Annotated in this window: 14 protein-coding genes; 8 read left to right on the forward strand and 6 right to left on the reverse strand. The window is 44.0% G+C overall.

Features of this window, described 5'->3' with window-relative positions; genetic code table 11:
* Positions 1-247: 247 nt before the first annotated feature.
* From J8M00_RS07695 to J8M00_RS07720, 6 genes are all read left to right on the forward strand, one after another.
* Positions 248-2,209: an FAD-dependent L-amino acid oxidase gene (locus J8M00_RS07695; RefSeq protein WP_211009710.1), complete on the forward strand. Its 1,962-nt coding sequence runs from the start codon at positions 248-250 to the stop codon at positions 2,207-2,209.
* Positions 2,210-2,279: 70 nt separating this feature from the next.
* Entirely contained in the window at positions 2,280-4,070 is a 1,791-nt protein-coding gene (locus J8M00_RS07700) for an alpha-keto acid decarboxylase family protein (protein ID WP_211009711.1), read from the forward strand.
* A gap of 151 nt (positions 4,071-4,221) precedes the next feature.
* Positions 4,222-4,923 carry a spondin domain-containing protein gene (locus J8M00_RS07705; protein ID WP_211009712.1) on the forward strand — a complete coding sequence of 234 codons (702 nt, stop codon included), beginning with the start codon at positions 4,222-4,224 and terminating at the stop codon, positions 4,921-4,923.
* 10 nt (positions 4,924-4,933) lie between these two features.
* Positions 4,934-5,716 (forward strand): spondin domain-containing protein, encoded by a 783-nt coding sequence (locus tag J8M00_RS07710; protein WP_211009713.1) that lies wholly within the window; start codon positions 4,934-4,936, stop codon positions 5,714-5,716.
* A gap of 74 nt (positions 5,717-5,790) precedes the next feature.
* Positions 5,791-6,522, forward strand: coding sequence for a response regulator transcription factor (locus tag J8M00_RS07715; RefSeq protein WP_211009714.1), 732 nt, complete (start codon positions 5,791-5,793; stop codon positions 6,520-6,522).
* The gene (locus J8M00_RS07720) at positions 6,519-7,994 is read left to right on the forward strand and encodes a sensor histidine kinase (RefSeq protein ID WP_211009715.1); all 1,476 of its coding nucleotides are present in this window, start codon (positions 6,519-6,521) and stop codon (positions 7,992-7,994) included. Before J8M00_RS07715 ends, J8M00_RS07720 begins: the two co-directional genes overlap by 4 nt.
* Before the next feature lie 18 nt (positions 7,995-8,012).
* Here the strand turns inward: J8M00_RS07720 and J8M00_RS07725 are convergent, their stop codons facing one another.
* Complete coding sequence (locus tag J8M00_RS07725) at positions 8,013-9,407, reverse strand: MATE family efflux transporter (protein WP_211009716.1); 1,395 nt, start codon at positions 9,405-9,407, stop codon at positions 8,013-8,015.
* Positions 9,408-9,704: 297 nt separating this feature from the next.
* Between J8M00_RS07725 and adhP the strand changes: the two genes are divergently transcribed.
* A complete protein-coding gene (adhP, locus tag J8M00_RS07730) occupies positions 9,705-10,718 on the forward strand; it encodes an alcohol dehydrogenase AdhP (RefSeq protein WP_211009717.1) in 1,014 nt (337 codons plus the stop codon).
* Between the two features lie 65 nt (positions 10,719-10,783).
* On the opposite strand, the gene J8M00_RS07735 is transcribed toward adhP, so the two are convergent.
* Both J8M00_RS07735 and J8M00_RS07740 read right to left on the reverse strand, forming a co-directional pair.
* Positions 10,784-11,194, reverse strand: coding sequence for an ACT domain-containing protein (locus tag J8M00_RS07735; RefSeq protein WP_211009718.1), 411 nt, complete (start codon positions 11,192-11,194; stop codon positions 10,784-10,786).
* 78 nt (positions 11,195-11,272) lie between these two features.
* Positions 11,273-11,494 carry a hypothetical protein gene (locus J8M00_RS07740; protein WP_247687279.1) on the reverse strand — a complete coding sequence of 74 codons (222 nt, stop codon included), beginning with the start codon at positions 11,492-11,494 and terminating at the stop codon, positions 11,273-11,275.
* 151 nt (positions 11,495-11,645) lie between these two features.
* Here J8M00_RS07740 and J8M00_RS07745 point away from each other — a divergent pair, with 151 nt between their 5' ends.
* Complete coding sequence (locus J8M00_RS07745) at positions 11,646-12,359, forward strand: hypothetical protein (RefSeq protein WP_211009719.1); 714 nt, start codon at positions 11,646-11,648, stop codon at positions 12,357-12,359.
* On the opposite strand, the gene J8M00_RS07750 is transcribed toward J8M00_RS07745, so the two are convergent.
* The 3 genes from J8M00_RS07750 to J8M00_RS07760 all read right to left on the reverse strand — a co-directional run bounded on the left by J8M00_RS07750 (position 12,351) and on the right by J8M00_RS07760 (position 14,215).
* The gene (locus J8M00_RS07750) at positions 12,351-12,965 is read right to left on the reverse strand and encodes a GNAT family N-acetyltransferase (RefSeq protein WP_211009720.1); all 615 of its coding nucleotides are present in this window, start codon (positions 12,963-12,965) and stop codon (positions 12,351-12,353) included. The genes J8M00_RS07745 and J8M00_RS07750 overlap by 9 nt on opposite strands.
* A complete protein-coding gene (locus J8M00_RS07755; protein ID WP_211009721.1) occupies positions 12,943-13,674 on the reverse strand; it encodes an SIR2 family NAD-dependent protein deacylase in 732 nt (243 codons plus the stop codon). Before J8M00_RS07755 ends, J8M00_RS07750 begins: the two co-directional genes overlap by 23 nt.
* Positions 13,675-13,744: 70 nt before the next feature.
* A complete protein-coding gene (locus tag J8M00_RS07760) occupies positions 13,745-14,215 on the reverse strand; it encodes a proteasome subunit alpha (RefSeq protein WP_211009722.1) in 471 nt (156 codons plus the stop codon).
* Between the last annotated feature and the right edge of the window lie 25 nt (positions 14,216-14,240).

The following is a 14,240-nucleotide window of genomic DNA, read 5'->3' on the forward strand; positions in this document are numbered from 1 at the left end:
TATAAAAACCACCTGCCTTTCACTTCAAACCCACAAATTTAACCTTTGTGCTACATTTAATTGAATTCGTTCAAATGCACCATAAACAGCCGTGCCAAGGTGCCTTTACGAACTTGTACAAATACCAGCAAGGTTTGATGTATATCGCAGATTTAATGATCTGCTTTTGCAGCACAGTCGCAGTAGTCGTTTTATAGGAGTAGTCGTCTGCCAGAGTAGACTTAACCATTGAGGCTAAGGAAAAACTATGACACATTTCACATTTGGCAAAGAGATAACAGATAAACCCCTCCCTTCTAAAGTAAAAGTCGCCATTGTCGGCGCAGGTATGTCAGGACTATATAGCGCATGGCGTTTACAGCAAGAAGCACAATGCCAAGATCTCGCAATCTTTGAACGGTCAAACAGAACCGGAGGCCGTTTAGATTCAGATCTAATCAAATTTAACAACCTACGTTCAAACGAACCTAAAACCATCACAGTAAAAGAAGAGCAAGGTGGCATGCGCTTTTTGTTTGATGGCATGGACGACTTAATGGCACTCTTTTTAAAGCTTAATTTGCAAAACGACATTGTGCCCTTTCCAATGAACAGTGGCGGAAATAATCGTTTATTTTTCCGAGGAGAGAGCTTTAGCGTATCGGATGCACAGCAGGATAATTATGCTATTTGGTCACATTTATACAATTTGGACCAGTCTGAGCAAGGTGTTAACCCGAAAGACATCGTGAATGTCGTATTTAACCGAATTTTAGAAGCAAACCCTCAATTTCAACAACGCCCAGAAGTACGAGGCCCAGAATTTTGGCAAGCATTTAGACTCGAATGCCAGTGGCAAGGGCAAAGCCTCAATGAGTGGACATTGTGGGATCTATACACGGATATGGGGTACTCACAAGAGTGCATCAACATGCTGTATCGGGTGCTTGGCTTTAACGGTACTTTTCTGTCACAAATGAACGCAGGTGTTGCTTATCAATTATTGGAAGACTTTCCAGCCAATGTGCAGTTTAAAACCTTTAAAGATGGGTTTAGTACGCTGCCCAATACACTGGTTGAAGAGGTCGGCACCGACAATATCCACCTGCAAACCAACATCGATGAGATAGATTACGCTGAAGAGTCAGGGCTTTATACCTTACATTACACGCATAAAGACGAGCATGGCCGAATTCATCAAGGCGCTGTGCAAGCTGAAAAGGTTATTCTAGGTTTGCCCAGACTTGCGCTGGAAAAGCTATTTGTTCGCTCAAATGCGTTCAATCAACTGGATAAAGCACGTTCAGAGCAACTTTGGAATACCTTACAAACGGCCAGCAATCAGCCTCTTTTGAAGATTAACCTCTATTATGACTCTGCTTGGTGGGGTCGCGGCACGACTGGCAGACCCGCAGTTGAGTTTGGTCCAAACTTTGCCGACTTACCAACCGGATCAGTATACCCTTTTTATGCAGTCAATGATGAGTTGGCCGCAGCGCTTATGTATCAAGAACGTACTACAACCCCATCCAAAGACATAGAGGCAAAACTAGATCGAATTGGCAATGATAAGTACGAACGTCCAGCAGCTTTAACAATATACTGCGATTACTTAAATATTAACTTTTGGAGTAACTTACAAAATATTGGTGAAACCTATCATCACCCAGACCAAGCACATTACATTCAAGAAGTACCCGATGATATATACCCGGCCTCAACCGCCGTTGTCGCACAAGCAACCAAATTTTTTAAAGAAATTTTCAACACGCATTATGTTCCTGCGCCCATTTTAACAAGTGCGCGCATTTGGGAAGGCAGTACTAAGTTTGATATCCCAGCGAGCCGCCAATTTGGTTATGGTGTACACCAATGGGCTGTGGGCGCCAATGATAAAGAGGTTATGGCAACGCTCAGTGAACCCCTACCTAACCTTTATACCTGTGGTGAAGCATTCTCTGATTACCAAGGATGGGTTGAAGGTGCATTACGCTCTACAGACTTGGCACTAGAAAAAGGTTTTGGCTTAAAACCTTTCAGCCAAGTGTACTTTGAGGCGACGAATATTCACGCATCTGATGCCATCAAGGCTATCTATGAAGAAAACTCCAGCAAACTTATCAACCAGTACATTGAATCTAACTTCTCTGCCAGTGCTGCTCCCATAGATCGCAACCAAAACTTTGAAAGTGTCATTGGGGTCGATCTCAGCTACTTCGATACCAAGTAAGCGAACACACTAAAGTGGCGGTTGGGCGACATGCTAAACCGCTTTTTGTGAACTCAACAGAGAAAGATTTATGAGTACAAATTTTAAAGAATACACGGTTGCCGACTACTTTAAAGATAGGCTAGAAGAGATCGGCGTCGACCATATGTTTGGTGTCGCTGGTAATTACACAGCAGGTTTGCTAGATACGATCCTAGCCGATAGCCAATCACCTATCACGATTAAAGGCAATGCGAATGAGATCTGTGCGGGTTTTGCAGCAGATGCTTATGCGCGATTAAAAGGACCAAGTGCACTATATGTGACATACAGTGTGGGGGCATTTAGCTTACTCAATACCATAGCTGGCTCCTATGTCGAACAGGTACCTGTTATACTAATCAATGGTGCTCCCACTAATAAAGAAGACCAGATATCAAAATGTGCTGGTTTGCTGTATTCCCATACTACTGGCTACGAATTTGTCGATATTCATATGTTTCGCCCAGTTACTGTAGCTGCTGAGCGAGTCAATAACGCGCTTCAAGCTCCATATCAAATTGATTCAGCTTTGACCGCCTTACTGAGTGAACAACGCCCTATTTACTTTGAAGTGACTGAAGATATTTGGCGTAGTCCGTGTCAAAGGCCACAAGGACGGATAAGAGAGCGGCAAAACGATACCCTCACCGTCAGCTGTGCCAAACAAGCGGCTGAGGCAACCTTGAAACTTATGCTTTCAAAACCAAAAAGCATATTTTGGGCAGGGATCGAATTGCAACGTTTTGGCCTGCAAGATGAGTTTTTAAACTTGCTAGAGGTCATTAACCGTCACCATACAATGCCTGATGGTCAAATCCACTTCGTAACCTCTGCACTTAGCAAATCAGTTATCGCGGAAACACATCCGTGGTTTGAAGGGTGTGTAACACTTACACCATCAGAAGTACAAGATCTCGTTGGTGAAGATGGCGTCCTCGTTGGATTAGGCGCATGGACAACAGGCAAAGATACCGGGAACCAAGATATCCGCAGTAGCAATACCGTACTATCCGCACATAAAGGTGTTTATGTGGGCGCCGATTTTTATCCATCCGTCATGCTCAAAGATTACTTGATCTATCTAACCGAAGCATTTGAAGTATTGGCAAAGCATGCCCCCGCACAGCTAGCTGGACTGCGTAAACCAAACCCTGTTTGCAGCTTTCCAAATACCGATAATCAACTCGGTTATGACAGTTTCTTCGCAGCCATTAGCAGTTGGCTGGCTGAAGATGACGTGCTAATTGTCGACGCAGGGTTCCCTCTGATTGGTGCTCAACGTGTTAAAGTCCCTGCTCGTGGCGGTTTTGTGGCACAAGCAGCTTGGCTCTCAATCGGTTACTCTGTGCCTGCGGGCACTGGGGTAAAATGTGCGTACCCAGATAAGCGCTCAATTGTTGTTGTCGGCGACGGGGCATTTCACGAAACTTGCCAAGCGGTAGCCGATCAACATGCTTACGGGCAAAATACCGTGGTTTTTGTATTGGCAAATGGCATTTACGGTATTGAACAATACTTGGTAAACCCCAACCCCTTTCGCAAGCCCCCTGTGGATTATCAGGACAAACTTCTCAATCAAGTATATAGCTATAATGATCTACCCTCTTGGCAAATTGCCAAATTGCCCGACGCATTTGGCGGCAAAGGTATTAAAGTAACCAGTGTCGAGCAACTTTTAGGGGCGCTGGAAGAGATCCGCCAAAACGACAGGATCAACTATGTTGTTGAAGTGTGCATTCCAAAAGAAGATACGCCCTCAACCATTACCGCTGAAGCGCCAACTGCGGTCGGTGAAGATGAAATCAGTAACCCGCAATGGCCACCAGCCAATAAGTTTTAATCCCTAAACCAGCCTGCGGGCTGGTTCTGCCTTTTTCACTCAATATTAAAAAATGATCTTGCTGTGATAAATTTGTGATAATTAGGAGAGGCTTTCGCGATAATTGCCCTGCATGCTTATTGATGTCAATTACAATCAACAAGAGCCAATTATGAAAACACGTATTCTATCACTCATCGCAGGCACACTTCTTAGCTCAGGCGCAGCACATGCAGCTTCTCTTGAAGTTAAGGTTACAAACCTAACTCAAGGGATATACTTCACCCCGATACTTATTAGTGCACATACTGGCGATGCCATGCTGTTTAAAACTGGGGAAAAGGCTTCCGAAGCACTTCAGGCGATGGCCGAAGGTGGTAGCTTAGATGGCCTCAACACCATCTTAACCGGTATCAATGCAAACACGGTCAGCAACCCGGCTGAAGGCCTACTTGCCCCTGTGACCAGCACAATGGCGGATCTTGAAACCAGTGATGGCAATGACAAATTGTCTATCGTCGCTATGATGCTACCCACTAATGACGGTTTTATCGGTCTGAATAGCTGGCAGATCCCCTCTGAAGCTGGCACCTATCATGTGTATCTAAATGCTTATGATGCGGGCACCGAAGCAAACAATGAACTTGTGGTAGATGGCTCAGGCGCACCAGGTGTACTCGGTATTCCTGCATCACCTGGTGCTGCGCCAGGCACTCTAGGCACTGGCGTAACCGAAGACGAAGCAAATGAGATGATCCACATTCACCGCGGTAACCTAGGTGATGATGATGCTTCAGGCGGTAAAAGTGATTTACACAATACAGTTCACCGCTGGTTAAACCCGGTTGCTAAAGTAACTATCACTGTTAAATAAGGTGACCACTATGAAATTGTCTAACATACTTATTCCTATTGCTTGCCTTACTTTAGTGGCGTGTAGCGATAATGACGATGATCCTACCCCTATTGTAGAGACACCTGCACCGGCACCAACTCCGGATCCAACACCAGACCCAACGCCTGATCCAACACCGGATCCGACTCCGGACCCAACACCGGACCCAGAACCTAGCGAGGCTATGTTAAAAGTAACAGTCACAAATATGACCTATGCCCAACCTTTATCACCTGTTGGAGTGGTACTACACAAAGAAGGGCAGCTTTGGGAAATTGGCCAACCAGCCAGTGAAGCACTTGAGAAGATGGCAGAAAGTGGTGACAACAGTGACCTTCTAGCCTTAGGAGTGGTGCAAGGTAAAGTATCAGGAGAAGGGGTTTTACTACCGGGAGCAAAAGCAGAGTTAATGCTTAGCCAATCATCGCTTGATGAACAAAAATTGTCATTATTTACCATGATGGTGAATACAAATGACGGTTTTACCGGTCTTAATGCCCTAGATGTGTCTTCTATGGCTGTAGGTGAAGAGCTTTCGTTAGTCACCTATGCGTATGACGCTGGCACTGAAGCTAATTCAGAGGTCAGTGGCACAATACCAGGACCTGCCGATGGTGGTGAAGGGTTTAATGCCGAACGAGAAGCACTGAACAAGGTTGCTATGCACCCTGGTGTTGTCGGTCAAGACGATGGTCTTACTAACTCTGTGTTAACAAGTGCCCACAAGTTTGACAACCCACTGATGTCAGTAACCATAATGAGAATGAAGTAGCCTCCTACTCGCCCCGGTACTCGAGTAGTCGGGGCGAGTTTGCTTGTGATTTTATACAAGCAGGAGGTTAGTCTATGCATCAACGTGTGCTTATTGTCGAAGACGATTTAGACATTGCTCGTTTACTTCAAGTTCATTTGAACGAACTTGACCTTGAAGTTGATCACCTTGCAACCGGAGAAGGTGTTATGTCTCAGCTATCTAATCAAAGTTACGCGATTGTGTTATTAGATATCATGCTGCCACAAGTCGATGGGTTAACTTTATGCCGCGAAATTAAAACGCTACATCCAAAAGTCAGCGTTGTTATGCTGACTTCTAAAAGTAGCGAAATGGATCGTGTCATAGGCTTAGAAATGGGCGCAGATGACTACATCTGTAAACCCTGTAGTTATCGAGAGTTTCAAGCCCGCATTAAAGCGCAACTTAGGCATATCAAGTTATTGGAAGCACAACAGTGCAATGACGTACCTTCTAGTAAATCGGTACCTATCACACTCGGAGATTTACAAGTGGACCCGCACTGTCACGAGGTATCATTGCACCAGAAGCAATTAGACCTAACAGCGACCGAATTTGAGCTAATGCTATTTTTTGCCAAACACCCAAATCAAGTTTTCTCTCGCGCACAGTTACTAGAATCAGTCTGGGGCTATGATCACTTAGGTTACGAACATACTGTAAACTCTCACATAAATCGTATTCGAACCAAACTTGAGAAGCTCACTGACCAAGCGATCATCGAAACCGTTTGGGGAGTTGGATATAAGCTTAATTCCAAGCCTTTGCAGCAGGAACGGTTATGACCTTTTCACTTTATCACAGGCTCGCTTTGACCATCACCGGCGTATTTATGCTCACCGCATCTGCGTTTGTATTTTGGACACAAAACCTGTCTTCTATTTCACGCTCTCAAGCAGAGCAACAGTTGCATTTAGGATTGGCAGAGCATCTAGCGCAAGACAACCCACTGCTCAAGCAGGGGGTATACGATTACAAAGCGCTGGAAAACTTATTTCACACTCTCATGGTGTTGGGGCCCGCATTTGAATTTTATTTTGTAGATCCGAGTGGTAAACTCCTCACCTACTCTGCAAAACCCGGTGAAGTAAAAAGGCAATCGATTGATTTAAGACCTCTTATTCAACTGATCAATGAACCAGATAAACTGCCCGTCTATGGAGAAGATCCTCGCTCAGTAGAGCAAAACAAAATATTCTCCGTGTCACCTGTGTATAACGGAGACACATTGCAGGGCTACCTCTATGTGATAATAGGCTCTTCTATTGCAGACTCTATCAGTGCGCAAATTAAAAGCTCTGAACAACTGGCGCAAAGTACGGCTTGGTTAATTGCCATGGCAGTATTTCTATTTGCGATTTTATTATTGCTATTTCGTACTATGACTCGGCCTTTAAAACGACTTAGCCAATTTATTCAAACGGTAGAGCAAAACGACTTCGACATTCAGTCCGTCGATAAAATTAATTGGCCGTCAAAACACAATGAGATCCACCTAGTCGGCCAAAGCGTCAACAGTATGCTAGAGACGATTAACCAGCAAATGTCTCAATTAACAGCCATTGACGAGCAACGCCGAAAATTACTGGCTCACCTGTCGCACGATTTGCGCACCCCTCTTGCGTCATTGCAAGGCTATTTAGAGCTTATTGAAAAGCAGCCGCCCAAAGGAATTAACGAACAGGAGTACCTCGCTATCGCGCTAAAAAACTGCAACCAACTAAAAAGTTTAATCGATCAAATATTTGAACTCGCTCATTTAGAGTCAGGACAGTCCAATGTCAGCTTTGAAGTGTTTAATTTAGGGGAACTGATCTACGACATATTGGCTAAGTTTGCATTAAAAGCACAAAAAGCGGATATTTCATTGAGCGTGTACCCTGCCAATTGCGATTTTACTGTGTACTCAGATATCGCAAAACTTGAACGCATTCTCAGCAACTTGATAGAAAACGCGTTGCGCCATACGCCAGCCAAAGGCAATATTTGCATCTCTATTTGCGCCACAGATAAATCATATAGCATTGCGGTGCAAGATACAGGTGTAGGGATCAGCCCCAAAGAATTGCCCTATATTTTCGAGGCGAGGTATCAAGCAAGTAATACCCGAGGATGCAAGAAATCTCATGCAGGATTAGGGCTGGCCATTACCGCAAGGCTGATTGAGTTAATCAAGTCCGAAATCAAAGTCAACAGCCGACTAGGTCAAGGCAGTGAGTTTGTATTTCAAATAAGAAGTGCCGACACTTCGCAATAAGACCTACCGGCGCAACAATCAAGCATTGCTTGGTTGTTGCGATTCGCCTTCAAGGTCTGCCTCTGTTCGAGCCGAAATGCCAGACAACTTTTTACGTAACTCTTTTCTTAGCAAAATAAAACTCACCAAAGCTTGTACATACACAGTTGCCACAGAAAATACCCAAATCACTTCCATATTAAAGCCTGGCTGCATTGATAACCAAATCACCGGTAATGCAAACAACCCCAGTCTGGTTGCTGTGCTTATCAAAGCAGGCCAAGTATTCCCTAAAGCTTGGAACATACCTGATGCTGCAAATACATATCCAGCAGGTATAAAATTGAAGCATACATAACTTAAAAATATCGTTGCTACGAGAATTACACTCTGATCATTTGAAAATGGAGCCAAGAAATGTTCTGCGTAAAACAAACATATCACGTTTAAAACCAGCATACATCCACAGGTCAGCAACGCGGTCTGATGGTAGGTTTGATAAACTCGGTGCGTATTTCCTGCCGCAAAGTTTTGGCCAGCAACAGCTGGTGCTGCAAACGCGACCGCCATCACAGGTAAAAACAAAGCTTGCATTACACGCACACCGACGCCAAAACCAGCTTGTGCTGAGGCATCAAATTCTCTAAGCACCCAATAGATGATCGACATATAAGCAAACGACAACAAAAACTCTCCACCTGCGGGCAACCCAAGTCCAATAATGCCTTTTATCTCAGCTACTTTTGGCATGCATTTGCGGATAGAAAAGTGCAAGTAACTTTCTTTAAAATGAAAATACCAGCACAATGCCAGCAATCCAAGCGTGGTAGCCAGTGAACTCGCCAAAGCTGCGCCCGCAACGCCCATCTCAATACCGAATCCCCAACCAGTAATAAGCATCGGAGACAACACGATATTAATAACGACCGCGAGCATGCTGATCATCATAGGCTGCTTTACCACTCCCGCACCACGCAGCGCAGCAACAATAACTGTCATTGGAAATTGCAGCAACAGGGTCGGCAAAAACCAATAAAAGTAACTGATCCCAGCCTCAAATGTTGCCTTATCCGGGGCCATATTGGAAAAAAATACAGGTCCAGCGCTCACACCGACCATGGCCAGTATGAGCATACAAAAGATGCTTATACACAGGCCTTGGTTAAATATAAGATTAGCTTTTTGCGGGTCTTTTCTTCCGACAGCATGAGAAACCAACGTGCCCACACCGACATTGAGCACCTGAGTCAATGCCATCACAAAGAAAAACAAAGTCCCTGCACTGCTCACCCCAGCTAACGCCACATCACCTAATTGACCAATAAAATATAAATCAACCAAAAAGTAGAGGGTTTGTACAAACATACCAATCATAATTGGTATGCTCATAAAAATCAGGTGTTTATAAATAGGCCCTTGCGTTAAATCTTTCATTTTTATCCCTATTTCACTGGCGCATCCATATGCTGAAGACATGATATTGTCATATGACAAATCACGCCTTTAATCTATGACGAAGTCAATGTGATTTTGTTCAGTTGATGATCCAGTGATACTGCCATGGTGGCTCTATTATTAATATTATTGAACGAGCGGTTAAGAAAAGGGTGCCGCTAGTTTGAGATTCGATTATACAGCGGTTTATTGCGCCCGATCAATTGCACCAGCAAATAACCCGCTACACTGGCTTTTAAACACAATCAATAACCTCCACGACAACAAGGATTGACAATGAAAGCAGCTGTTGCCCATGAATTTAAAGCACCGCTGTGCGTTGAGACTGTCGCACAGCCTAATGTGAAACCCGGTACTGTTTTAGTGAAAATAGCAGCATGTGGTGTGTGTCACACCGATCTACATGCGTGCCATGGTGACTGGCCAGTAAAACCGAAAATGCCACTCATTCCTGGTCACGAGGGCGTCGGCACTATAGTAAGTAAAGCGGATAATGTCGTCCATTTATCTATCGGAGATAAGGTCGGGATCCCTTGGCTTCACTCTGCATGTGGTCACTGTGAACACTGCCTTCAAGGCGATGAGAACCTGTGCCCCAGTCAACAAAATAGTGGTTACTCGGTAGATGGCGGCTACGCTGAGTATTGCTTAGCCGATGCCAATTATGTGGTTAAAATTCCCGATAATTTAGGCTTCGTAGAGACTGCACCTCTATTTTGCGCGGGGGTCACGACCTATAAGGCGCTCAAAGTGAGCGAGGCAAAGCCTGGACAGTGGGTGTCTATTGTTGGTGTGGGTGGTCTTGGCCATCTTGCAATTCAGTACGCAAAAGCCATGGGCCTAAATGTGATCGCGGTAGACAGTGGTGATAGTAAACTTGCACTGGCCAAAGAGCTAGGCGCTGATCACTGCATAGACTATCAGACTTTAGATCCAGCGCAGCATATCCAGTCGCAATTCGGCGGCGTGCAAGCTGTTATTTGCACAGCCACATCCAAAGCAGCCTTTGACAGTGCTTATCAAAGTGTGAAACGCGGTGGTAAATGTGTTTTAGTGGGCTTGCCAAATGATGCCTTGCCGATACCAATATTTGACACTGTGTTAAAGGGTATTAGTGTCATAGGCAGTATAGTAGGAACCCGTCAAGATTTGATTGAATGCTTAGAATTTGCAGCCGCAGGTAAGGTACGAGCCATCGTGACGACGCAGCCTCTGGCCAATATCAACCAGGTGTTCACACAAATGCAAGACAATGATATCCAAGGCCGCATTGTGTTAACTATGGACTGATTTAAACACTCCCTCATCCCAACTTGTTAGGCTGCACTGGCAGCCTTTTTTAGCTTTATAAATATTTACGCTTGATGTTTTTTAGACAGTTGTTGTAAGCAACATAATGCTTTGTCTGCACAGTTATTTTGAACAAATATATGGTCGTGATAATACCCAGCCACAACATTGGCACTGATATTGTCTTCTCCCAGTGCCGTTGCAAAAGCAGCGGTTAAACCTACTGCCTCTAAACTCGAGTGCACGTTGAGAGTTATGCAGCGATAATCTCCCTGATAGGTTAAACCCCGTTCTTGTGCATACGCCAAACTAGTAATCACTGTGATGCCTTCTTGCTCACGAACCAGACCAAAGATGTTATTCAGTGTTAAGCTAGTTAACTGCTGCTCCGACACTACCGCATAAACATATAATTCTGCCGACAGTAAAGGTTCCATACTAGCGAGCAATACCGCTAAATTTGTTTCCCCAGACATGACTAGTCCCTCTTTTTGTATAAATTACTGTTTTTGAATTTTAATTCATCTTGGCAAACACTATTGTCACTGATGCTATTAATCTTCTTCCGAACGTTGTTTTTTACGTTGTTCTTGTTTCGCCTGAGCAATATTTTTAAACTGCGGCGGTGGGATTGGAAATAATGCGATTAATGGCATGAGTGCCATAAATAAAAAGGCGCCTTTGGGCATTTTTTTAGCCCAGACAACCATGCGATACATCAATATGAGCAATACAATTGCACCAGCTATGAACGCACACATATAGACCCAATTCATGCTTGCCCCTCTATCCTTACATTGTTTCTATGCTATAAGGTCGCTTCATTCACATTTCAAGCATCACTGAATTTGAGAGAATTTTCTATAGCACGGCTCCAAGAGTAAGTTTATGATATATATAAAGCAGATATCTAATAAGGGTAAGTCAATGGCACAGGAACAAAACAATAACAATCCGAATGAACAAGCCATTGCAGAGCTCATTCTAGCGATCCGAAGCAAAGACTTAGCTAAAATATTGTCTGCGTACCGCCAGCAAAATGAAACTGGGCGAGCTGCGCAACTCAAATTTTGTTTTGAAACCGGTGAATCACAAGTAAGTAGTTATGCCAATTACCAAAATATCGCCGCACAATGTATCGCTGCACATGGACTGCCCACGGGGATTATTGCTGGCCTAAATAATAGTGATAGGATCAATTTCTTTATGCCTGCACTGCAAGCATCAGATGCCTTCACACACACAAATCATCAAGGTAATACGTTTTTACATGCATTATTTGCCAACGAAGAGCAATCTCCCCCACCCTTTAACTTTATTCGCTCATTGCTGCTGTTTGAGCGCAACGAATCGCTCGCTAAAGCGCTGAGAATACGTAACCAGCACGGCTTAACACCTTTGGAATGTTACTTTATATACAACCTTGAGGACCATAAGCTACCCGAGCATGAACTGACGGCACTATTTGCTTTAATCGAAGCCGAACAAACAGATAACTTTGTCCCTCAAAATGCAAACTTAAGCCATGTTAAAGCCAGCTTAGTAAAAAGAAACATTGCGCTTTCACAAGACAGTCAAGTTTTACTGATTATCGCCAGTTACTATCAGATCGACGTCAGCACGTTATATCACTTACATTGATGATTGTGCACTGAACTCTTCGCAGGAGATCCGGTACAAGCAGTGCGTTTGCAAAGCGTGTCCACTGGGTAAGTCAGGGTGAGCAAAATCACGGCCAGTATTATGCATGCCTAAGCGTTTCATTAATTGCTGGGATGGCGTATTTTGTATCGCAGTAAACGCGTAAACTTGATCCAAATGTAAGGTATTAAAAGCAAATTTTAGCGCAGCTAATGCGGCTTCTAAAGCATAACCCCGCCCCCAGTAATCCCGATGTAAACGCCACCCAACTTCCATAAATGGCTGTTCTGGCTTTATAGTCGTTTGCCAGTGTAAGCCAACAAAGCCTATAAACCGACTAGGCTGCGTGTAGCCCAGCCGATGCGCCTCACCATCTTGTAATGCCACTGCCCAAAAACCATAACCACGCTCATCAATCAGGCTCGAAATTTTATCACTCAGTGTATCACTGCTGCGTTTATCCAACTGATTGGGGAAATAACGCATCACATCTGGATCTGCACCCATTTGAGCAAAGATAGGTTTATCTGCACCTTGCCACTGCCTAAGTATTAAACGTTTGGTAGTGAGCTGCGCTAAGCCTTTATAGCGGGGAGCGTTTGTCACGGTCAATGTACTCTTTTGCCGTCATCGCAAAATATTCAACGTTTGCATGCATAATATGTGTGGGTACGGGGTCTACCACTTCTATAGGTATTCCTTTTTGACGTGCAATATCAAGCGCCATTTGCGTAATATTGACACTGAAAGAAGTGCCCATAAAGACCATTTTACTGGCATCCCACATCCGCTTTTGCGCACGGTCTATACCGTACAAATCGGTGTAAAACTCATCGAATAATAGAACAAGAGGTTTCAGTGAAACGTTTAATTCAGGCCCTTTACTAGAGATTTTGAATAAGTCGAGCAGTGACATAGTTAAATTGTTTTCATCAACCTCGTCCCAAGGGGCCATATCTACTTCTACGTCCTCCCCTTGAATATGAAAAGGAGTGACTTTATCAATTCGTCCATGGATAGAAATAAATTGTTCATTACCTGCTTTACCATCCAAACCATCTATATTTTGAGTAATTAGCAGCTTGTCAGCCAACCAATAGTGCGCAGCATTTGGTCCATGGTGGCGATAAGTCACAAACCTATGATAATACCACTTCAAAAACTCAGCTGGGTTTTGCTCATACATCGCACGTGTCGCCATTTGCTGCGGCGTATAATTGCGACTACCGATTGACCAAAATCCATCCTCGCCACGAAAAGTAGGAATACCACTCTCGGCACTCACCCCCGCGCCAGTAATATACAGTGTTGTCATATCAAGCTACTCATTTTAAATGAAAAAACCTATAAAGATGGATACGCTCTGCACCAACAAATCAAACCTTTTACGCTTGTATTTTTAATGCGGCGCCAAGAGACAACCACTTTGCCGTATTACTTAAACTAAAAGTATGTACTTTTCCGCCCGTTGACTTATCCCTTTTACACGCATACTGTACAGCTTCTAAAGCGCTCTTACCAAAATCCATCGCTGCAATCGCCCAATTAGCACCAGAGCCTATGGCCCAATTCACTTGCAAAGGTTCTAAAAACCGTTTGCCATGACGTATTTCTCCGTAAAAAACTTGGTCTTGCTTATTAATAAAGAAAAAAGTGCAACTGATCGCTTCAAAGCAGTTTTTCTGCCAATTGCTCAGCAAATGATATATCTCTGTGCAATTGCCAGACGCAAAAACAAAGCCATTGTACACACGTTGGCACTTCTGTGCTTGATCTGTCACGATACTGTGAGAGGTTGTGGTTAAACTATCAACACAAATGATTTGTGTCGAGTGATGATATGCTATCGTAGTCAAACAATACTCCTTTTGGTCAAAATAG

Source organism: Pseudoalteromonas luteoviolacea, assembly GCF_018100925.1.
In the GTDB taxonomy this organism is placed as follows: Bacteria; Pseudomonadota; Gammaproteobacteria; order Enterobacterales; family Alteromonadaceae; genus Pseudoalteromonas; species Pseudoalteromonas obscura.

Bases quoted from the DNA above. Each gene is read 5' to 3' on its own strand.
- J8M00_RS07695 (WP_211009710.1), top strand. From the start codon at position 248: ATGACACATTTCACATTTGGCAAAGAGATAACAGATAAACCCCTCCCT.
- J8M00_RS07700 (WP_211009711.1), top strand. From the start codon at position 2,280: ATGAGTACAAATTTTAAAGAATACACGGTTGCCGACTACTTTAAAGAT.
- J8M00_RS07705 (WP_211009712.1), top strand. From the start codon at position 4,222: ATGAAAACACGTATTCTATCACTCATCGCAGGCACACTTCTTAGCTCA.
- J8M00_RS07710 (WP_211009713.1), top strand. From the start codon at position 4,934: ATGAAATTGTCTAACATACTTATTCCTATTGCTTGCCTTACTTTAGTG.
- J8M00_RS07715 (WP_211009714.1), top strand. From the start codon at position 5,791: ATGCATCAACGTGTGCTTATTGTCGAAGACGATTTAGACATTGCTCGT.
- J8M00_RS07720 (WP_211009715.1), top strand. From the start codon at position 6,519: ATGACCTTTTCACTTTATCACAGGCTCGCTTTGACCATCACCGGCGTA.
- J8M00_RS07725 (WP_211009716.1), bottom strand. From the start codon at position 9,407: ATGAAAGATTTAACGCAAGGGCCTATTTATAAACACCTGATTTTTATG.
- adhP (WP_211009717.1), top strand. From the start codon at position 9,705: ATGAAAGCAGCTGTTGCCCATGAATTTAAAGCACCGCTGTGCGTTGAG.
- J8M00_RS07735 (WP_211009718.1), bottom strand. From the start codon at position 11,194: ATGTCTGGGGAAACAAATTTAGCGGTATTGCTCGCTAGTATGGAACCT.
- J8M00_RS07740 (WP_247687279.1), bottom strand. From the start codon at position 11,494: ATGAATTGGGTCTATATGTGTGCGTTCATAGCTGGTGCAATTGTATTG.
- J8M00_RS07745 (WP_211009719.1), top strand. From the start codon at position 11,646: ATGGCACAGGAACAAAACAATAACAATCCGAATGAACAAGCCATTGCA.
- J8M00_RS07755 (WP_211009721.1), bottom strand. From the start codon at position 13,674: ATGACAACACTGTATATTACTGGCGCGGGGGTGAGTGCCGAGAGTGGT.